19 protein-coding genes and 1 pseudogene are annotated in these 18,642 nt (G+C 66.4%); 12 read left to right on the top strand and 8 right to left on the bottom strand.

Annotated elements, in window-relative coordinates:
* Positions 1-62 precede the first annotated feature (62 nt).
* Positions 63-914 (top strand): LysR substrate-binding domain-containing protein, encoded by an 852-nt coding sequence (locus HU230_RS38155; RefSeq protein WP_176533798.1) that lies wholly within the window; start codon positions 63-65, stop codon positions 912-914.
* Between the two features lie 22 nt (positions 915-936).
* Here HU230_RS38155 and HU230_RS38160 read toward each other — a convergent pair whose 3' ends face one another.
* On the bottom strand, positions 937-1,305 hold the full coding sequence (locus tag HU230_RS38160) for a chlorophyllide reductase (RefSeq protein ID WP_176533797.1): 369 nt from the start codon (positions 1,303-1,305) through the stop codon (positions 937-939).
* 85 nt (positions 1,306-1,390) lie between these two features.
* Here HU230_RS38160 and HU230_RS38165 point away from each other — a divergent pair, with 85 nt between their 5' ends.
* The 3 genes from HU230_RS38165 to HU230_RS38175 all read left to right on the top strand — a co-directional run bounded on the left by HU230_RS38165 (position 1,391) and on the right by HU230_RS38175 (position 2,452).
* A complete protein-coding gene (locus HU230_RS38165; protein ID WP_176533796.1) occupies positions 1,391-1,966 on the top strand; it encodes a DUF2975 domain-containing protein in 576 nt (191 codons plus the stop codon).
* Positions 1,967-1,976: 10 nt separating this feature from the next.
* Entirely contained in the window at positions 1,977-2,195 is a 219-nt protein-coding gene (locus tag HU230_RS38170) for a helix-turn-helix domain-containing protein (RefSeq protein WP_021079458.1), read from the top strand.
* A 68-nt stretch (positions 2,196-2,263) separates the two neighbouring features.
* The gene (locus tag HU230_RS38175; RefSeq protein WP_092123268.1) at positions 2,264-2,452 is read left to right on the top strand and encodes a putative motility protein; all 189 of its coding nucleotides are present in this window, start codon (positions 2,264-2,266) and stop codon (positions 2,450-2,452) included.
* Here HU230_RS38175 and tlpA read toward each other — a convergent pair whose 3' ends face one another.
* Positions 2,453-3,133 (bottom strand): thiol:disulfide interchange protein TlpA, encoded by a 681-nt coding sequence (tlpA, locus tag HU230_RS38180; RefSeq protein WP_224944014.1) that lies wholly within the window; start codon positions 3,131-3,133, stop codon positions 2,453-2,455.
* Between the two features lie 128 nt (positions 3,134-3,261).
* Between tlpA and argH the strand changes: the two genes are divergently transcribed.
* The 3 genes from argH to lysA all read left to right on the top strand — a co-directional run bounded on the left by argH (position 3,262) and on the right by lysA (position 6,303).
* Positions 3,262-4,659: an argininosuccinate lyase gene (argH, locus tag HU230_RS38185; protein ID WP_176533794.1), complete on the top strand. Its 1,398-nt coding sequence runs from the start codon at positions 3,262-3,264 to the stop codon at positions 4,657-4,659.
* Between the two features lie 92 nt (positions 4,660-4,751).
* Complete coding sequence (lptM, locus tag HU230_RS38190) at positions 4,752-5,021, top strand: LPS translocon maturation chaperone LptM (protein ID WP_176533793.1); 270 nt, start codon at positions 4,752-4,754, stop codon at positions 5,019-5,021.
* 16 nt (positions 5,022-5,037) lie between these two features.
* A complete protein-coding gene (gene lysA / locus HU230_RS38195; protein WP_176533792.1) occupies positions 5,038-6,303 on the top strand; it encodes a diaminopimelate decarboxylase in 1,266 nt (421 codons plus the stop codon).
* 200 nt (positions 6,304-6,503) lie between these two features.
* Here the strand turns inward: lysA and HU230_RS38200 are convergent, their stop codons facing one another.
* Both HU230_RS38200 and HU230_RS38205 read right to left on the bottom strand, forming a co-directional pair.
* Positions 6,504-7,415, bottom strand: coding sequence for an NAD(P)-dependent oxidoreductase (locus tag HU230_RS38200; RefSeq protein WP_176533791.1), 912 nt, complete (start codon positions 7,413-7,415; stop codon positions 6,504-6,506).
* Between the two features lie 190 nt (positions 7,416-7,605).
* The gene (locus HU230_RS38205) at positions 7,606-7,989 is read right to left on the bottom strand and encodes a carboxymuconolactone decarboxylase family protein (RefSeq protein ID WP_018268955.1); all 384 of its coding nucleotides are present in this window, start codon (positions 7,987-7,989) and stop codon (positions 7,606-7,608) included.
* 170 nt (positions 7,990-8,159) lie between these two features.
* Here HU230_RS38205 and HU230_RS38210 point away from each other — a divergent pair, with 170 nt between their 5' ends.
* Positions 8,160-10,796: a TIGR02302 family protein gene (locus tag HU230_RS38210; protein WP_176533790.1), complete on the top strand. Its 2,637-nt coding sequence runs from the start codon at positions 8,160-8,162 to the stop codon at positions 10,794-10,796.
* A 250-nt stretch (positions 10,797-11,046) separates the two neighbouring features.
* Here HU230_RS38210 and HU230_RS38215 read toward each other — a convergent pair whose 3' ends face one another.
* Positions 11,047-11,424, bottom strand: a complete 378-nt coding sequence (locus HU230_RS38215) for a response regulator (protein ID WP_176533789.1) — start codon at positions 11,422-11,424, stop codon at positions 11,047-11,049.
* Positions 11,425-11,462: 38 nt separating this feature from the next.
* Positions 11,463-12,323 carry an MJ0042-type zinc finger domain-containing protein gene (locus tag HU230_RS38220; protein ID WP_176533788.1) on the bottom strand — a complete coding sequence of 287 codons (861 nt, stop codon included), beginning with the start codon at positions 12,321-12,323 and terminating at the stop codon, positions 11,463-11,465.
* Between the two features lie 172 nt (positions 12,324-12,495).
* Between HU230_RS38220 and ftsE the strand changes: the two genes are divergently transcribed.
* The 4 genes from ftsE to HU230_RS38240 all read left to right on the top strand — a co-directional run bounded on the left by ftsE (position 12,496) and on the right by HU230_RS38240 (position 15,845).
* Positions 12,496-13,155: a cell division ATP-binding protein FtsE gene (ftsE, locus tag HU230_RS38225; protein ID WP_021079468.1), complete on the top strand. Its 660-nt coding sequence runs from the start codon at positions 12,496-12,498 to the stop codon at positions 13,153-13,155.
* Positions 13,148-14,119, top strand: coding sequence for a cell division protein FtsX (locus HU230_RS38230; RefSeq protein ID WP_176533787.1), 972 nt, complete (start codon positions 13,148-13,150; stop codon positions 14,117-14,119). Before ftsE ends, HU230_RS38230 begins: the two co-directional genes overlap by 8 nt.
* A gap of 159 nt (positions 14,120-14,278) precedes the next feature.
* Positions 14,279-14,995: a YdcF family protein gene (locus HU230_RS38235; RefSeq protein ID WP_176533786.1), complete on the top strand. Its 717-nt coding sequence runs from the start codon at positions 14,279-14,281 to the stop codon at positions 14,993-14,995.
* An 88-nt stretch (positions 14,996-15,083) separates the two neighbouring features.
* Positions 15,084-15,845, top strand: coding sequence for a lysophospholipid acyltransferase family protein (locus HU230_RS38240; protein ID WP_176533785.1), 762 nt, complete (start codon positions 15,084-15,086; stop codon positions 15,843-15,845).
* Between the two features lie 8 nt (positions 15,846-15,853).
* Here HU230_RS38240 and HU230_RS38245 read toward each other — a convergent pair whose 3' ends face one another.
* On the bottom strand, positions 15,854-17,335 hold the full coding sequence (locus HU230_RS38245) for an aldehyde dehydrogenase (RefSeq protein ID WP_176533784.1): 1,482 nt from the start codon (positions 17,333-17,335) through the stop codon (positions 15,854-15,856).
* Between the two features lie 40 nt (positions 17,336-17,375).
* Positions 17,376-17,957 (bottom strand): annotated as a pseudogene (locus HU230_RS38250) (autotransporter outer membrane beta-barrel domain-containing protein); the annotation flags it as partial.
* Positions 17,958-18,642: the final 685 nt, after the last annotated feature.

Below are 18,642 nucleotides of genomic sequence, written 5' to 3' on the forward strand. Positions count from 1 at the left end.
CTTGATCATTGAAAAACGGTATGATATCGCATATCAATGATTGCAAATTTGAATGTCTGGCCATGAAGGCGCTCGACGTCGAGGCGGTGCAGGCCTTTGTCCTGGTCGCGGACCTCAGCAGCTTCACGCGGGCGGCGCAGGCCATGGAGACCACGCAGTCCGCGGTCAGCTTGAAGATCAGGCGGCTGGAAGATGGGCTCGGCCGCCGGCTGCTGGAGCGAACGCCGCGGCTGGTCCGGCTCTCCGCGGAGGGCACCGCCTTCCTCGGCGCTGCGCGCAATCTGGTGGCCGCGCATCAATCGGCGATCGGGGCGTTTGCGGTCGAGCATCGTCGGCTCGTCGTCGGCATCAGCCACCACATCGTCGGATCGGAATTGGCCTCGCTGTTGAAGCGGATGAACACCACCGATCCCGGCCTGGTGATCCAGTTGCATGTCGATACGTCGCGTTCGGTGCTCAGCGCATTCGACGACGGCAGGCTCGATGCTGCGATCGTGCTGCGCCACGACGCCAAGCGCCGCGATGGCGGTGTGCTGTTCGAAGAACCCTTCGGCTGGATGGCCGCGCCCGATTTTCACCATCGGCCGGGCGAGCCGCTGCGCCTGGCGACGCAAGCCGAGCCCTGCAGCGTGCGCGCCATGGCGGTCGAGACTCTCGACGCCGCCGGCATCGCCTGGACCGAAGCGTTCGTCGGTGGCGGGCTTTCGACCATTGGCGCAGCGATCTCCGCAGGGCTCGCCGTCGCCGCGCTGGCGCGCCGGGTGGCGCCGGCGGATACCATAGACCTCGGGCCGCGGCTTGGCCTGCCGCCATTGCCGTCGCGCGACGTCATGCTTCACTCAAAGCTGTCGGACGCGCGGACACGGCAGGCGCTGCGCACCCTCGGTGCGGCCTTTGCCGCGAACGCGGCCTGACCTCGCAAGCATTGTCCGCTCCTCATTCTGTCAGGCGGCATCCTGCGCGCTTGAGCATGTCGCGGATGATCAGCGGCGTTGCCGGTGTCTCGGTTGCGGCAGTGGAAGCCGCACTTGCGATCGCGTCACGGGCCTGCTGCGCGTCGAGTGTCAGCCGCCGCGCGCAGGGCGGCAGGCCGCGCGCGGCGTCGAGCAGCCAGCCGGCGGTTTCGCCGGTACCGGCCAGATACGCCGTCAACGTCTGCCGCGCGGTCGGATTGGTCGCGGCCTGGTCCAGCATGGCCCTGACCTGCGCGACCGAGATCTGCCCGCGCGATGTCGAGGGCTGCGCGTGAGCCGCTGTCGTCAATAGAAGGACGGCGCAGATGGCGTGAGCCGGACGAACGAGCATGACTTCATCTCCTGAGGCATGTTGACTCGCAGATATTAATTATTGTAAAACAATAATATCAGATCAACAATCCCGAGGTTGAGTCATGTCCGCGTCCCTCTCGTCAGAGCTTTCCCCATCCGCGCGGCCGGCCCGCCTCGAACGCATCCGCGCCGTCAGCCGCGTGCTCGCCTATGCCTGCACCGCCATCTCGTTCGTGCTCGCGGTCGGATTGCTGGCCTATTGGCTGGCGAGCCCGGATGAGGCGATTCTGCGCGATGCAGGGCTGACCGGCATCGCGTTCCATCCGGTCGGCTGGCTTGTCCGCCTGATGGGTCTCGTGGTCTCGGCGTTGCCGCTCGGCTGTCTGATCTGGGGCTTGTCGCGCGTCCGCCGCGCTTTCACCTCGTTCGCGGCAGGCCGCTTCTTCACGGCCGCAAACGTCGCCGGGTTGCGTGACCTCGCGATCGCGATGCTGCTCTCGACCTTGCTGAAGCCGGTGATCTGCGCGTTGCTCTCGATCCTGCTGAGCTGGCAAACCTACGCGCAGGGCAAGTCCGTCGTCATTGCGCTCGGTTCCGACACGCTGCTGGCGCTGCTGTTCGCGGGTCTGGTTGCGGTGACGGCCTGGGTGATGGCCGAAGCCAATGCGATCGCCGACGAGCACGCGCAATTCGTTTGAGGCCGTTGCGATGCCGATCCGGGTCCGGCTCAACGTAATGCTCGCCGAGCGCAACGTGAAATCGAAGGAGCTCGCCGAATATGTCGGGATCACCGAGGCCAATCTGTCCCTGCTCAAGCAGGGCAAGGTGAAGGGCGTCAGGTTCGATACGCTTGAGCGGATCTGCACCTATCTGAAGTGCCAGCCCGGCGACTTGCTGCGCCATGAGGACGACGATGCGTCAGCCTGACGCGGCCATCCGTTACCCAAGCATTAACTTTCGCGCGCTACGCAAGAGCAAGTTTGGGAGTGCCGTGTATGGACATGATGAGCATGGTGTCGAGCATCCTGTCGATGCAACAGGGCAATTTGCAGGGTCAGATCGCGACCCGCGTGACCAAGCAGAACCTCGATGCGGAAAAGTTCGCGGTTCAGACCCTGCTCGGCACGCCGTCGACCGCCAATCTCGGTCCCGGCGTCGGCGGCAACCTCAACGCCGTCGCCTGATCAGAACCCCGCCGCGGCTGGGGCTAACGCCGCCTTCACCAGCTTGATCGCATCGTCGCTCGCCCATTCGGCGGGACCGGCGATATTGGCAATTTCGCAGCCCTTGCCGTCGACCAGCACCGAAGTCGGCATGCCGAGCGCCTTGCCTATGTTCTTAAGATCCTGAAAGACCTTGGCTTTCTGGTCGCTGAAATAGCCGAGATTGGTCAGGCTGGCTTCCTTCAGGAAGTTCTTCGGCTTGTCCGGGTCGCGGGTGTCGATGTTGATCGCGACCACCTCGAAATCCTTGCCGCCGAGCTTGGTCTGCAGGCTGTCGAGCGCCGGCATTTCCTTGCGGCAGGGCACGCACCAGGTCGCCCACAAATTGACCAGCACCGTCTTGCCGCGCCAGTCCGAGAGTTTCTTCGGCTGGCCGTTGGCGTCCTCGAAGGTCAGGTCGGGAAGCCTTAGCGGAGTGGTCGCCATGGTCAGCGCCGCGACCTCGCCATGGGCGAGCGGGGCGATCTTCTTCGCCAGATCCACCGCGCTGTTGCAGCCGACGTCGCCGCCGGCGGGATGCCTGAGGCCGGAGACCCCGACATAGCCGATCACGGCCCCGGCCAGCACGGCGCCGATCACCAGCGGGATGCGCCATTTGGCAGTCGGCTTGGCGGTCGGTTCGGATGGGGTCGTCTCGGGCATATCGTTTGTCATCCTGGGTCAGATATGGCTAAGCAGTGGCTAGGAATACGATCGGAACCGCCACGCTGTTTCGCCGCTCCGGCGATGAAACCGCAAGGCCTGAAATACGAATTCGTGAGCGAGATGTCATGAGCAACAAGATGTGGGGCGGCCGGTTTTCGGAACGTCCCGACGCCATCATGGAGGAAATCAACGTCTCCATCGACGTCGACCGTCACCTTTATGCCCAGGACATTGCCGCGTCCAAGGCCCACGCCGCGATGCTCGCCGCGCAGGGCATCATCACCTCAGCTGATGCGAAAAATATCGGCAAAGGTCTAGACACGATTTTGTCAGAAATCGGCAAGGGCGATTTCGACTTCAAGCGCGCGCTCGAGGACATCCATATGAATGTCGAGTCGCGGCTGTCCGAATTGATCGGGCCCGCTGCCGGCCGGCTGCACACCGCGCGCTCGCGCAACGACCAGGTCGCGACCGATTTCCGGCTCTATGTCCGCGACACGATCGACGAGACCGAGGCCGCGCTGACCGCGTTCCAGCAGGCGCTGGTCGATCGCGCGCTGGAGCATGCCGGAACCGTGATGCCGGGCTTCACCCATCTGCAGACCGCGCAGCCGGTGACCTTCGGTCATCATCTCTTGGCCTATGTCGAGATGGCCGGCCGCGACCGTGGCCGCTTCGCCGACGCGCGCAAGCGGCTGAACGAATCGCCGCTCGGCGCCGCCGCGCTCGCCGGCACCTCGTTTCCGATCGACCGCGCGGCGACCGCCAAGGCGCTTGGCTTCGACCGGCCGATGGCCAATTCGCTCGACGCGGTGTCCGATCGCGATTTCGTGCTGGAAACGCTGTCGGCGGCCTCGATCTGCGCGGTGCACATGTCACGCTTTGCCGAGGAGATCGTGATCTGGACCTCGCCCTTGGTCGGTCTCGTCAAGCTCAGCGACAAGTTCACCACGGGCTCGTCGATCATGCCGCAGAAGCGCAACCCGGACGCGGCCGAGCTGGTGCGCGCCAAGACCGGCCGCGTGATCGGTGCCTTGACCGCGCTCCTGATCGTGATGAAGGGCCTGCCGCTCGCCTATCAAAAGGACATGCAGGAGGACAAGCAGGGCGCCATGGAGGCCTTCGAGGCGCTGTCGCTCGCGATCCGCGCCATGACCGGCATGGTTGAGGACCTGGTGCCGGACGAGGCGAAGATGAAGGCCGCAGCCGGCGAGGGCTATGCCACCGCGACCGACCTGGCCGACTGGCTGGTGCGCACCCTGAAAATGCCGTTCCGCGACGCCCACCACGTGACAGGGCGCATCGTCGGCCTGGCCTCGACACAGGGCGTGGCGCTGCACGAGCTGCCGCTCAGGGCCATGCAGGAGGTCGAGCCGAAGATTACGGCAGAGGCGCTGAAGGTGCTCAGCGTCGAATCCTCGGTCAAGAGCCGGACCTCGTTTGGCGGCACGGCGCCGAAGAATGTGATGGCGCAGGCCAAAGCCTGGGCCAAGCGGCTGGAAAAAGAGCGAAAATTGGGCTGATCCCGAAAATTTGGCCGTGATTTCATGGCGCTCCGCCTCTCGCCAGAGCACGCCAATGTTTGTATGGTGCCGCCCGAATTGGGGAATTCGTCGTGATTAGCAAGAACCGCCTGACCCCCTCGGGATGGGCCATCATTGTGCTGAGCGCTGCAACGCTTGCGCTCGGCGGCTGCGGCCGCAAGGGACCACTCGACCTGCCGCCGACCGCGAACGCCGCGCCGACTGCAGCACCGGGCGACACCGAGAGCGAGCGGGCGGCACAGCCCAGCGTGTTCAATCCGACCTATGGCTCGGATGCCGCGCCGGCCGCGTCGAAAGGCAATAAACGGTCTTTCGTCCTCGATCCGCTGCTCGGCAACTAATATCTAAAAGCGTGTCATGAACCATTTCGACTATCGCAACGGCGTGCTGCATGCCGAGGCGGTCAATCTCATTGAGCTGGCGGAGGCCGTCGGCACGCCGTTCTATTGCTATTCGACCGCGACGCTGGAGCGCCACTACCGCGTCTTCACCGAGGCCTTTGCCGGCGAGAAGGCGGTCGTCTGCTACGCGATGAAGGCCAACTCCAACCAGTCGGTGCTGCGCACGCTGGCCAAGCTCGGCGCCGGCGCCGACGTGGTGTCCGGCGGTGAGTTGAAGCGGGCGCTCGCGGCCGGCATCCCGCCGTCGAAGATCCTGTTCTCCGGTGTCGGCAAGACCGAGGGGGAGCTGCGCGCCGCGCTCGCCGCCGACATCCTCTGCATCAACATCGAGTCCGAGCCCGAGCTCGAAATGCTGTCGCGCCTTGCGGTCGAGATGAAGACGACCGCGCGCATCTCGGTGCGGGTCAATCCCGACGTCGATGCCGGCACCCACGCCAAGATCTCGACTGGCAAGTCGGAGAACAAGTTCGGCATTCCGATCGCGCGCGCCCGCGAGGTCTATTCCCGCGCGGCGAAGCTGCCGGGTATCCAGGTCACCGGCACCGACGTGCATATCGGCAGCCAGATCACCGATCTCGGCCCGCTGGAGGCCGCGTTCCGGCTGCTCGCCGAATTCGTGCAGACGCTGCGCGCCGACGGCCACAACATCTCGCATGTCGATTTCGGCGGCGGCCTCGGCATTCCCTATTACATGGATCGCGCCGCGCCGCCGGCGCCGGCCGCCTATGCCGCGATGGTCAAGCGCGTCACGCATAATCTCGGCTGCACGCTCATGTTCGAGCCGGGCCGCCTGATCGTCGGCAATGCCGGCATCCTCGTCACCCGCGTGATCCATGTGAAGCCGGGCGATGCCAAGAACTTCGTGATCATCGACGCCGCGATGAACGACCTGATCCGGCCGACGCTGTATGAGGCGCATCACGACATCCTGCCGGTGCGCCAACCTGCGCAGGGCACGCCGACCATGGTCGCCGACGTGGTCGGCCCGGTCTGCGAGACCGGCGACTATCTCGCGCTCGACCGTTCGCTGCCGCAGCCGAAGGCCGGCGATCTGCTGGCCGTCATGACCGCCGGCGCCTATGGCGCGGTGCAGGCCGGCACCTACAACACGCGGCCCTTGGTGCCGGAAGTGCTGGTCAAGGACGACCAGTACGCCGTGGTCCGCCCGCGCATCGACGTCGACGCGCTGATCGCGATGGACAAGCCCGCGCCGTGGTTGTGAGGCACCGATAGCCCCTCATGCTCGGTGTCGTCCCTGCGAAAGCAGGGAGATGGAGTCACGTTTGAGGACCCATAACCACCGCTCTTGATTGTCGTGCTGAGCCGGGGCTCCAGCTCAGCCAAGCCACGAAACCCTGTGGTTTTGGGTCCCGGGTCGCGCTTCGCTTGCCCGGGACGACAGCGTTATTTTGTCGACAGCGTTTACTTCGCGGCGTGGCTGCCGCCCTTAGCCCCGCCGACGATCACGCCCGCGGCCTTCTCGATCGGCTTGATTGCGGCGGTGAAATCCGACTCCGCTCCCTCCTCGCGGATGATGACTTCCCAGAGCCGGCCGACCGCTTCGGCGACTTCCATCGACAGCCCGAGCGAGCGCATCTCCTCGACCGCGAGCCGCACGTCCTTCACCATCAGGCCGGTGGCGAAGCCGAAGTCGAAGCTGCGCGGCAGCACCGAACGCGGAAACTTGTCGCGGCTCGCGGTGTTCAGCCCCGAGCCCGCGTTGATGACGTCGATCATCACGGCTGGATCGAGTCCGGACTTCACGCCCATCACGACAGCCTCCGAGGTCGCGACCATCGCGGTCGCCGACAGGAAGTTGTTGGCGAGCTTCATGGTCTGGCCGGAGCCCGGCTTGGTGCCGATGAAGAACACCTTGCCGATGACGTCGAGCGCGCTTTTCACCAGCTCGAAATCGGCCCGCGGGCCCGACACCATCACCGCCAGCGTGCCCTTCTCGGCGCCGGAGACGCCGCCGGAGACTGGGCTGTCGATCTGCACGATGTTCTTCTTGGCCAGCAGGTCGTGGATCTTCACCGCCATCTGCGAGCCGACGGTGGAGAGGTCAATGAAGCGCTTGACGCGCTTGCCCTCGATCACACCGCCTGCGCCGGTCGCGACCTCGAGCGAGGCCTGCAGCGAGGGCAGGCTCGCCATCACGGTCTCGACGCGGTCGGCGATGTCTTTGGGCGATGTCGCAGCCGCGGCGCCGAGTGCAATCAGCTGATCGACGGCGTCCTTGCGCATGTCGAACACGGTGAGCGTGTGGCCGGCCTCGATCAGGCGGCGCGCCATCGGGAAGCCCATCTTCCCGAGGCCGATGAATCCGATTTCCATGGTGTTGTTTTTCTCCCTGGTCGCAGTGCGAGCGATGCTGCATGCCCACATTCAGTGTCGTCCTGGCGAAAGCCAGGACCCATAACCACCGCGCTTGATTATTGTGCGAAGCTGGGGCTCCAGCATGTCTAACCACGAAGGCCTGTGGTTATAGGTCCCTGCTCCTGCAGGGACGACGGTTAGAGACGCCTCACGCCTTGTTGTCGAGTTCGGCGAACACCTCGCGCGCGATGCGGAAGCTGTCGACGCCAGCCGGGATGCCGGCATAGATCGAGACCTGCATGAAGATCTCCCGGATCTCGTCGCGTGATACGCCGTTGGTCAGCGCGCCCTTGATGTGCGCCTTCAGCTCGTGCGGGCGGTTCAGGATCGAGATCATGGCGAGGTTGAGCATGCTGCGCGTCTTGCGCGGCAGCTCCTCGCGGCCCCAGACCGCGCCCCAGCAATATTCCGTGACGAGTTCCTGGAACGGCTTGTTGAAGCTGTCCGAATTCTTCAGCGCATTGTTGACATAGGCCTCGCCGAGCACCGCCTTGCGGATTTCGAGCCCCTTGTCGTGTGTTTTTTGGTCCATGTCGTTTCCTCATGCGTAAGGCGTTGGTTCGGCCGGGACGTTACGGGGTCGAACCGCCGCAGTCACGCCTTCGTGTTATGCGTATTTCCCGGTGTGGGTTACGTCCCGGAACGGGTGCCTCAAAGCCGCCGCTGTGCTAGGGTGACCTGCCGGCTACCCCGGAGATCTTATTGAGCGGAGCCAACATCGACCCGTCTGAGAACCCGTCACGCGCTGCCCGCGACAGCGATGCGGACGCGCGGCTGAAGCTGACGCAATTGAAGCTGACCGAGGCTCTGCAGCGGGCGAAGTTCGCGATTGCGTGGGAGCGGGCGTGGCCACATCTGGCGCGGTTCCTGACGGTCGCCGGTCTGTTCCTGGTCGCGTCCTGGGCCGGGCTGTGGCTGGTGTTGCCGTTTGCCGCACGCGTGGCCGGCGCCGCCCTGTTCGGAATTGCAGCGCTCGTGGCGCTCTTGCCGCTGCTGCGCTTCCGCTGGCCGAGCCGCGAGGAGGGCTTGAGCCGGCTCGACCGCGGCGCCGGCGTCCGTCATCGCCCGGCGACCACGCTCTCCGACACGCTCACCAACAAGGATCCGTTCGCGCTGGCGCTGTGGCAGGCGCAGCGCGAGCGCACACTGGCCTCGATCAAGCGCATCCGCGCCGGCCTGCCGCGGCCGCGCGTCTCGCTGCACGACCCCTGGGCGCTGCGTGCGCTGGTCATCGTGATGCTGGTCGCGACCTATGTCGCCGCCGGCGACGAGCGCGGCCTGCGGGTCGCCTCCGCGTTCGACTGGAACGGCATCATGGCGCCGGCCAATGTCCGGGTCGACGCCTGGGTGACGCCGCCGAACTACACCGGCAAGCCGCCGATCATCCTGTCCAACGCCAACAAGGACGCCAACGCGGCCGACTCCACCCCGCTCGCGGTTCCGGCCGGCAGCACGCTGCTGGTGCGCTCCAGCGGCGGCACCATCGACGTCGTGGTCGGTGGCGGCGTCGCCGAGGTCGCGCCGGAGGGGCAGGCGCCCAAGGGCACCAATGAGCGGCATTTCAAGATCACCGGCGACGGCACCGCGCATGTCCGCGCGCCGGCCGGCCAGCCGCAGTGGAAATTCACCGCGACGCCGGACCGCCCGCCGTCGATTGCGCTCGCCAAGGATCCGGAGCGGCAGGCGCGCGGCGCCTTGCAGATGTCCTACAGGCTCGAGGACGATTACGGCGTCACCGAAGCGCGCGCGCAGTTTGCCGCGCGGCCGGCCGATGCGCCCAAGGATGCTGACGGCAAGAAGGATGTCGACGGCAAGGCGGCGCAGCCGCGTCCGCTGTTCGAGCCGCCGCAATTTCCGCTGGTGCTGCCGAATGCGCGCACCCGCAACGGCGTCGGCCAGACCGTCAAGGATCTCAGCGAGGACCCTTACGCCGGCGCCGACGTGACGCTGACGCTGACCGCCAAGGACGAGGCCGGCAATGAGGGCAAGAGCGAGCCGTTCAACATGCGGCTGCCCGAGCGGCTGTTCACCAAGCCCCTGGCGCGCGCGCTGATCGAGCAGCGCCGCATCCTCGCGCTCGATGCCAACCAGAACGGCCAGGTCTATGCCGCGCTCGACGCGCTGATGATCGCGCCGGAAATGTTCATGCCGGAAACCGGCTATTACCTCGGCCTCCACACCGTGAGCCGCCAGCTCGAGGCGGCGCGCACCGACGACCAGCTGCGCGAGGTCGTCGCCAGCCTGTGGGCGCTCGCCGTCACCATCGAGGACGGCAACATCAGTGACGTCGACAAGGCGCTGCGCGCGGCGCAGGACGCGCTCAAGCAGGCGCTGGAGCGCGGCGCGAGCGACGAGGAGATCAAGAAGCTCACCGACAATCTGCGCGCGGCGCTGGACAATTTCCTGCGCCAGATGGTCGAGCAATTCCGCAACAATCCGCAGCAGCTTGCGCGCCCGCTCGATCCCAATGCCAAGGTGCTGAGCCAGCAGGATCTCAAGAACATGCTCGATCGCATGGAGCGGCTGTCGCGCTCCGGCGACAAGGATGCGGCGCGGCAGTTGCTGGAACAGATGCAGCAGATGCTGGAAAACCTGCAGATGGCGCAGCCCAATCAGGGCGACGACGACATGCAGCAGTCGCTCAACGAGCTCGGCGACATGATCCGCAAGCAGCAGCAGTTGCGCGACAAGACCTTCAAGCAGGGCCAGGATTCCCGCCGCGACCGCATGCGCGGCAAGCAGGGCGACCAGTCGATGGGCGACCTGCAGCAGGATCAGCAGGCGCTGCGCGATCGCCTGAAGAAGCTGCAGGAAGAGCTCGCCAAGCGCGGCATGGGTCCGGAGCAGCGCGGCCAGAAGGGGCAGAAGGGGCAAGGCCAGAAGGGCGATCAGGCCCAGCAGGGCGACCAGGGCGGCGATCAGGGTGATGACGACGGCGACGGGCTCGACCAGGCCGACTCCGCGATGGGCGATGCCTCCGGGCGGCTTGGCGAGGGCAATGCCGACGGTGCGGTGGATTCGCAAGGCCGCGCGCTGGATGCGTTGCGCAAGGGCGCCCAGAGCCTCGCCGACGCGATGCAGCAGGGCGATGGCGACCAGCCCGGCGACGGCCCCGGCAACCGCGCCGGCCGCCAGCAGAGCGGCGGCAACCAGACCGATCCGCTCGGCCGCCCGCTGCACGGTCGCGAATTCGGCGATGACTACACCGTGAAGATCCCCGGCGAGATCGACGTCCAACGCGTCCGCCGCATCCTCGAAGAGCTGCGCCGCCGCCTCGCCGATCCGTCACGGCCGCAGATCGAGCTCGACTACATCGAGCGACTGCTGAAGGATTATTGAGTCGCCACACATTCCACTGTCATCGCCCGGCTCGCCGCCTTCGCCGTGCCTCGGACCGCTGGCCTCGTCGGAGCCTTGGCGAATACGGAACCGGGCGATCCAGTATTCCAGAGACGCCAGCGATTGAAATCGAGAAGCCGCGGCGTACTGGATGCCCTGCCGGAGCCTGTCATCGGGCGCGCGTTCGCGCGATCCGGTGGCGGGGCATGACGAGACGTGTGTGCGGTGGTCGTGTTGCCCGGAATGACGGCTAGCTCGCCTTCCTTGCCGCCAGCGCGTCCGCCACTGCGGTGCGGATATCGGCGACCGAGAACGGCTTGGTCACCACGTCGTGCACGATCGCCTCGAGGCCGGAGGCGCGTTCGCGCTGGTGGGCGAAGCCGGTCATCAGCAGGATCTTCAGCTCGGGGAAATCGCGGGCCGCGGTCAGCGCCAGCGCGATGCCATCCATGATGGGCATCTGGATGTCGGTCAGCAGGAGGTCGAACGCGCCCTCATCGCGCGTCAGCATCTCCAGCGCCTCGGCGCCGTCCTGCGCGGTCACGGTCTCGTGGCCGTCCATGGCGATGGCGCGCGCGACCAGGGAGCGCATCGAGTCTTCGTCGTCGGCGATCAGAACACGCGTCATGGTGATGGGTCGGTTTCCGAAAGTGGTGGCCGCCAGCCTCAGGCGCGGCCGCCGGTGAGATCATGCTTGTTGAAGAAGCGTACGTCGATATTGCGGCCTTCGGGCGGCGGCGAGGCGAGGCGCGACTTGAAGAAGGCGCGCTCGCCGGGATTGAGCACCGGCTGCTCCAGCACCGCATTCCAGGCATAGATTTCGGCGCCCTGGGCGTCGCGCACCGAGAAGCGCAGCCGCGGCAATTCGACCGGCTTCCGGGTCTGGCCGACGATCATGCCCTCGATCACCAGCACCGGCTTGCCGTCCACGGTCTCGTTGGTGATCTTGAGGTCCTTGAAGGCGAGGCCGCGCAAATTCACGTCGAGCCCGACCATCTTGTAGAACAGCGCGGTCTGCGGCAGCAGCCGCACCACGTCGTTGCGCCAGACGAACAGCGCAATGATCAGTGCGCCCATCGCGGCGCAGGTGGTCGGCAGGGCGCCGATCACGGGCATGAAGGGAATGCGGGGCAGGGAGGGCAGGCGGAACAGGCGGGGCAGCCGCGGCAGGCGGAAGCGGCGCTTTCCGGCGCCCTGGGTGCCGGCGTGGGCGGCGGCATCCGCCTCGGCCACCGCCGGCCACTCCGTGGCGGCGTCCTCGTCGGCGGGTAAATCGGCCGAAATCGAGGGGCTCTCGACCATCGGGGTCGCGTCAGCCTCCTCGCGCCCCATCGCGTCCCATTCGGCGGCGAGATTGGAGCCCGCGGCCTCGTAGGCCAAACTGGGTGCGGTCGCCCCGATCGCGTCCTCCGGCCGGGCCAGCCAGACCTCGCGGCAGCGGGAACAACGGACCGTGCGTCCGGCCTCGCCCAGGGTGCCCGGATTGATGGCGTAAGATGTTGTACAATGTGGGCAAACGATATGCATGGAGCCGAATCTCCACCGTGTGGTATGCCCGGATGCTACCGAGCGACCGTTAACGAATCGGAAACCATAACCGACGCACAAGCTTTCTGTGCGGTTCGCGGCCGCTCGGCGGGGGTTCGGGCCGTCTTTGTTGGGTATTGGGCCACGGGCCCTCTCGAACGGAGCTAGCGCATTGGTTCGGTTCGAAAATGTCGGTCTGCGCTACGGGCTCGGCCCGGAGATTTTGCGCGACCTCTCCTTCATGATCCCGGCCCATTCGTTCCAGTTCCTCACCGGGCCGTCGGGCGCGGGCAAGACCTCGCTGCTGCGGCTGTTGTTCCTGTCGTTGCGGCCGACCCGTGGGCTGGTCAATTTGTTCGGCAAGGACGTCTCCCTGCTGAGCAAGGACCAGGTCGCCGACCTGCGCAAGCGTATCGGCATCGTGCTGCAGGATTTCCGCCTGCTCGACCACATGACAACCTATGAGAACGTCGCGCTGCCGTTCCGCGTGATGGGCCGCGAGGAATCGACCTACCGCCGTGAGGTGATCGACCTCTTGAAATGGGTCGGCCTCGGCGAGCGCATGGACGCGCTGCCGCCGATCCTGTCGGGCGGCGAGAAGCAGCGCGCGGCGATCGCGCGCGCGGTGATCTCGCGGCCGCAATTGCTGCTGGCGGACGAGCCGACCGGCAGCGTCGATCCGACGCTCGGGCGCCGCCTGTTGCGGCTGTTCATCGAGCTCAACAAATCGGGCACCGCTGTCATCATCGCGACCCACGACATCACATTGATGGATCAATACGAGGCGCGGCGGCTGGTGCTGCATCAGGGACGGCTGCACATCTATGAGTAGGAGCGGCGACGAGAAAGTGTCGTTGGTCGATCTCGGGCGCGAGCGTCCGCAGGTCCCGGCCACCGCGCGCAACATGTCGCCGATTGTGCCGCGCGCCTCGATCTCGGGCCGCGCGCTGGTCGCGGTGGTCGCGATCATGACCTTCCTCGCCTCGCTGACGACGGGCACCGTACTGCTGGTCAGCGCGTCGGCGGCCGAATGGCAATCGGAAGTATCGAGCGAGATCACCATCCAGGTGCGCCCCGCGCCGGGCCGCGACCTCGACCGCGACGCGCAGGCCGCCGTGGAGGCGATGCGGGCGCAGTCCGGCATTCTCGAGGTGCGTCCGTTCAGCAAGGAGGAATCCGCCAAGCTGCTGGAGCCCTGGCTCGGCAGCGGGCTTTCGATCGACGAGCTGCCGGTGCCGCGCGTGATCGTGGCGCGGGTGCAGCCCGGCACCACGCTCGATCTTGCCGGCTTACGCGCGCGGGTGACGCAGGTGGCGCCGACCGCAAGCGTCGATGACCACCGCGCCTGGATCGAGCGCATGCGCTCGATGACGGGCGCCACGGTGTTTGCCGGCGTCGGCATCCTGATTCTCGTGATCATCGCCACCATCATCTCGGTGTCGTTCGCGACCCGCGGCGCGATGGCGTCCAACCGCCCGATCGTTGAGGTGCTGCATTTCGTCGGCGCCGGCGACAGCTTCATCGCCAACCGCTTCCTGCGGCATTTCCTCCGGCTCGGTCTCGAGGGCGGGCTGATCGGCGGCGGCGCGGCGATGCTGGCGTTCGGCTTCTCCGAGTCGATCGCCAACTGGTTCTCCGGCACGCCGGTGGGCGACCAGTTCGCGGCGCTGCTCGGCACGTTCTCGCTGCGTCCGTCGGGCTACCTCGTCCTGGCGTTGCAGGCGGTGCTGATCGCGGCGATCACCGCTTGGGCGTCGCGGCGCACCCTGTTTGCCACGCTCGACGACATCGACTGACGGCCCGCGGCATCGCAATCATGGGGCCGGTTTCGTGGTCGCGGGTCGTCGCCGGAGTGTGATTTCGCGCGCATCCGCACGGCCCTGGCCGGGCAAAACCGGTTTCCACTTTTCCGGATCATGCTCTAAAATCCCTGGGGGGAAGGATATCAGCATCACATGAGTTTGCAGCCCGACGATACGTCGCCGAAAGGCCATGCCGCGCAGGCGCGCGGCTGGCTGCGCGCCGTCATCGTCGTGCCGCTGGCGCTTGCCTTCGTCGCCGCCGCGGTCGGCTTCATCGGCTTCCTGTCGCAATTGCGCGGTGTCGAGACCGACCCGCCGCACAATGCCGACGGCATCGTGGTGCTGACCGGCGGCTCGTCGCGGGTGTCCGACGCGATGGAGCTGTTGGCGGCGGGCTACGGCAAGCGCCTGCTGATCTCCGGCGTGCATCCGACCAACGACGCCAATGACATTTCGCGCTCGGTTCCGGACAGCCAGGGGCTGATGCGATGCTGCGTCGATCTCGACCGCTCGGCGGTGAACACCCGCAGCAATGCGGCGGAGACGCGGCGCTGGGCGCACGAGCGCGGCTTCAAGTCACTGATCGTGGTGACCTCGAACTACCACATGCCGCGCGCGATCGTGGAACTGTCACATGCGATGCCGGATATCACGCTGATCCCGTTCGCGGTGGTCGGCGACAAATGGCGCGACGAGCCGTGGTGGACGAGTGGCGGAACGTTCCGTCTCTTGCTATCGGAATACGCCAAATATGTCGCCGCGGAGATGCGGGTGCGACTGGCCGATATCGGCCTCGACCTGACCTCCGACCTCGCCGAGCCGGCAGCCGTGCCACGCCGCCCGGCGACGGCGCAGGCGAATAGGGACTAGGCATGATCCGGAAAGGTGCGGAGCGGTTTTCCTTCGCGACAAGCGCGGAATGGGTTTGCGTGGAGATCATGCTCAAACAAGGACTGAAATGATTTTCCTGCGCTCGCTGATCTTCAACGTGCTGTTCTACCTGGTGCTGGTGCTGCTCTGCATCGTCGCGCTGCCGGCGCTGCTGCTGCCGCGCGGCGCGATGATGGCAATCGAGGCCGCGTGGGCCAACACCAGCCTGTTCCTGATGCGCGTGATCTGCAACATCAGGATCGAGTTCCGCGGCGTCGAGAAGATTCCGAGCGGGCCGCTGGTCGTCGCCTCCAAGCACCAGTCGTTCTGGGAGACGTTCGCGCTGGTGCGCTTCTTCGAGTATCCGCTGTTCATCCTCAAGCGCGAGCTGATGATGATCCCGGTGTTCGGCTGGTACCTGAAGAAGGTCGGCATGATCTCGGTCGAGCGCGGCGGCGGCCCGCGCTCGTTGGTCAAGACGCTGAAGCGTGCGGCGGCCGAAGTGAAGCTCGGCCGGCAGCTCGTGATCTTTCCGGAAGGCACCCGCACCGCGCCCGGTGCTGCGCCGAACTACAAGGCGGGCGTCGCGCAGATCTATGCCGAGAGCGGCGTGCCGTGCCTGCCGGTCGCGCTCAATTCGGGGCTGTTCTGGCCGCGCCGCACCTTCATGCGCTATCCCGGCACGCTGGTGGTCGAATTCCTCGATCCATTGCCGCCGGGCCTGCCGCGCGACGAGTTCATGACCCGCCTGCGCGACCAGATCGAAACCGCCACCACCCGCATCGTCGACGCCGGCCGCGCCGAGCAGGCGAAATTGTTCGGCGGCGTGCCGGGTGCGGCGAAGGGGTAGGCGGAGAGTCACCGCATCACGAACGGATTCGCCGGCACGTCCGTCGCGGTCGAGATCCAGACGCTCTTGGTCTCCTGATATTCGCGGACCGCGTCGATGCCGCTCTCGCGGCCGACGCCGGAGAACTTCATGCCGCCGAACGGCATCATGTAGCTGATGGCGCGGTAGGTGTTCACCCACACCGTGCCGGCGCGGAGCTGCTTCGGCACGCGGATGGCGCGCGCGAGGTCCTTGGTCCAGATGCCGGCGGCAAGGCCGTAGATGGTGTCGTTGGCGATGCGGATGGCGTCTTCCTCGCTGTCGAAAGAGATGATCGACAGCACCGGGCCGAACACCTCCTCGCGCGCGATCCGCATGGTGTTGTCGACGTCGGTGAAGATGGTCGGCTCGACGAACTGGCCGCCCTTGATGCCGTCGCCGGACGCAGGCTTGCCGCCGAGCAGGCAGCGTGCGCCTTCGGCTTTTGCAATGTCGATGTAGTCGAGCACCTTCTTGTATTGCGCGGGCGTGGTGATCGGCCCGACATTGGTGTCTGATTGCATGGGATCGCCGATCTTGGCGGACTTCGCGAGCTCCAATACGCGCGCGACGAACTTCTCCTTGATCGAGCTCTGCACCAGGAGGCGCGATCCGGCGATGCAGGTCTGCCCCGTGGCGGCGAAGATGCCGGAGATTGCGCCGGCCGCGGCGGCCGTGAGGTCGGCATCCTCGAATACGATGTTCGGCGACTTGCCGCCGAGCTCGAGCGAAACGCGCTTCAGGCTCTTCGCCGCGGTCTCGTAGACCTTTGCGCCTGTCGTATCCGACCCCGTGAAGGTGATCTTGGCGACGCCGGGATGCGAGATCAGCGCCGAGCCTGCTTCGGGGCCGAAGCCGGTCACCACGTTGAAGATACCGTCGGGAATTCCGGCTTCCTTCGTCAGCGCCGCGAATTCCAGCGTGCTGGCCGAGGTGAATTCCGAGGGCTTCACGACCACGGCGCAACCGGCGGCAAGCGCGGCGGCGCATTTCCAGGCGACGAACAGCAGCGGCGAATTCCAGGCGGTCAGCGCCGCGACGACGCCGACCGGCTCATGCGTCGTGTAGGCAAAGGTGTCCGCCTTGTCGATCGGCACCAAGCCGCCCTCGAGCTTGTCGACGAGGCCGCCGAAATACCACCACCATTCCGGATGGTAGCGTAGCTGGCCCAGCATCTCGGCCATCAGCTTGCCGTTGTCGCGCACCTCGATCTCGGCGAGACGCTCCGCATTGGCCGCGACGAGGTCGCCGAGCTTGCGCATCACCTTGCCGCGCGCCGACGCCGTCATCTTCGCCCACGGGCCGCGCCACATCGCCTCATTGGCTGATTTCACCGCCTTGTCGGCGTCGGCGGCCGAGCCGCGCGGAATTCTGGCCCAGGCCTCGCCGCGATAGGGATCGATGGTGTCGAACCACTCGCCATTGGCGGGGTCGACATACTGGCCGTTGATGTAGAGCTGATAGGTCTTCATGACATCCTCCAGCAAGGCGATGGTTTTGGTCGACGCAAGGCTAGAACTTCAGATTGAGCCCGGTGCGGAACGACTGGTCGATCAGGGCCCCCGAGATCTGGCTGCTGTAGGAGAGATTGATCGTCGCGTCCACCGACACCCGCGCGTCGAGCCCGGCCTCGACCACGGCGGCGTCGCGGGCGAGCGGCGCGCCGGCGATGGTGAAGGGGCCGCTGTTGGCGAAACTGACCATGGTGATCGGCGTGAGGGCGCCGAACGCATGCCGCCATCCGACGGTCGCGCGGGCGGTGGCGGAGACGCCGGCGAGGTCGAAGCCGGTCGCGGCATGCGCGCCGAGCGTGGTGAACGTCGCCTCCATCGTTGGATTATAGCCGGTGAGCGCTGCAGCGCCCCCCGTCTCGCGGAAGGCGTCGCTGGCCACATTGACGTATGCGGCGCCCGCGAAAGGCTCGAGATCGAACCGGCCGACACGCAGGCGATAGCCGAACTCGCCGAACACCTGCGTGGTCCAGGCGCCGTACGAGGAGGTCAGCCGATCGGCGAAATTGGGAAGCACGATGGTACGACTCGCAGCAAGTTCCTGCCAGCTGCCGGCGACGCCGGCGCGCAGCGCAAGCGCATTCCATTCGGTGCCGGCATAGAGACCGACATGGGCGTTGTCGCTGGTGCCCGAGGCACCGCCGTGCTACGTCGAGCCCTGTCTGGCTGTAGCCGCCGACGAAGCCGACCCGCCAGTCGCCGTCGCCGACGCGGGCGTCGGCGCCCGCCAGCACACCACTGGTAGTGCGGTTGATGCGCGAGGCATTGCCGTCACCGGCCAGGTGGCCCCACGCGCCGAGCGCCTGGCCCCACACCACGATGTCATGGTTGGGCGTGCTTGCTGACTGCCCGCTATCCGCCGCTGCATAGGCCATCATCGGCAGCGACGGTGCGCCGGCGGTGGCGAAGGCGTTGCGCAGGCGGTCCATCACCGCGTCGCGTACGACGTGGCTGTCCTGCAGCAGCACGGCGCGGCTCGAGGCATGGATCTCGCCGGAGAACTGGTCGAATGCGCGGCGCGCGGTGGCTTCGTCCATCTGGAGCACGGCGCTCCACACCGGGCTGCCGGTGTCGAGACGGTCGATCGCCGCGCCGGTGGCGCGCTGGTTGGGCGTCGCGCCGACGGCGGCGAAATCCGTGCTGTTGCGGGTCAGCGTCAGAGTCACGCTGTGCGGATCGTAGGCCAGGCTTGGCGTCAGGAAGGCGAAGTTGGAGCTGACGTCCGCGAAGGTGCCGGAGAGCCCGCCGGCCGCGGTGAGGATTGTGTA

The sequence above is a fragment of the Bradyrhizobium quebecense genome (genome assembly GCF_013373795.3).
Taxonomy (GTDB): domain Bacteria; phylum Pseudomonadota; class Alphaproteobacteria; order Rhizobiales; family Xanthobacteraceae; genus Bradyrhizobium; species Bradyrhizobium quebecense.

Coding starts and splice junctions, on each gene's coding strand:
- HU230_RS38205 (WP_018268955.1), bottom strand. CDS start 7,989: ATGGACCAAAAAACACACGACAAGGGGCTCGAAATCCGCAAGGCGGTG.
- HU230_RS38200 (WP_176533791.1), bottom strand. CDS start 7,415: ATGGAAATCGGATTCATCGGCCTCGGGAAGATGGGCTTCCCGATGGCG.
- HU230_RS38245 (WP_176533784.1), bottom strand. CDS start 17,335: ATGAAGACCTATCAGCTCTACATCAACGGCCAGTATGTCGACCCCGCC.
- HU230_RS38230 (WP_176533787.1), top strand. CDS start 13,148: ATGAGTAGGAGCGGCGACGAGAAAGTGTCGTTGGTCGATCTCGGGCGC.
- HU230_RS38165 (WP_176533796.1), top strand. CDS start 1,391: ATGTCCGCGTCCCTCTCGTCAGAGCTTTCCCCATCCGCGCGGCCGGCC.
- lysA (WP_176533792.1), top strand. CDS start 5,038: ATGAACCATTTCGACTATCGCAACGGCGTGCTGCATGCCGAGGCGGTC.
- HU230_RS38175 (WP_092123268.1), top strand. CDS start 2,264: ATGGACATGATGAGCATGGTGTCGAGCATCCTGTCGATGCAACAGGGC.
- HU230_RS38215 (WP_176533789.1), bottom strand. CDS start 11,424: ATGACGCGTGTTCTGATCGCCGACGACGAAGACTCGATGCGCTCCCTG.
- HU230_RS38240 (WP_176533785.1), top strand. CDS start 15,084: ATGATTTTCCTGCGCTCGCTGATCTTCAACGTGCTGTTCTACCTGGTG.
- HU230_RS38235 (WP_176533786.1), top strand. CDS start 14,279: ATGAGTTTGCAGCCCGACGATACGTCGCCGAAAGGCCATGCCGCGCAG.
- tlpA (WP_224944014.1), bottom strand. CDS start 3,133: ATGCCCGAGACGACCCCATCCGAACCGACCGCCAAGCCGACTGCCAAA.
- HU230_RS38170 (WP_021079458.1), top strand. CDS start 1,977: ATGCCGATCCGGGTCCGGCTCAACGTAATGCTCGCCGAGCGCAACGTG.
- HU230_RS38160 (WP_176533797.1), bottom strand. CDS start 1,305: ATGCTCGTTCGTCCGGCTCACGCCATCTGCGCCGTCCTTCTATTGACG.
- HU230_RS38220 (WP_176533788.1), bottom strand. CDS start 12,323: ATGCATATCGTTTGCCCACATTGTACAACATCTTACGCCATCAATCCG.
- argH (WP_176533794.1), top strand. CDS start 3,262: ATGAGCAACAAGATGTGGGGCGGCCGGTTTTCGGAACGTCCCGACGCC.
- HU230_RS38155 (WP_176533798.1), top strand. CDS start 63: ATGAAGGCGCTCGACGTCGAGGCGGTGCAGGCCTTTGTCCTGGTCGCG.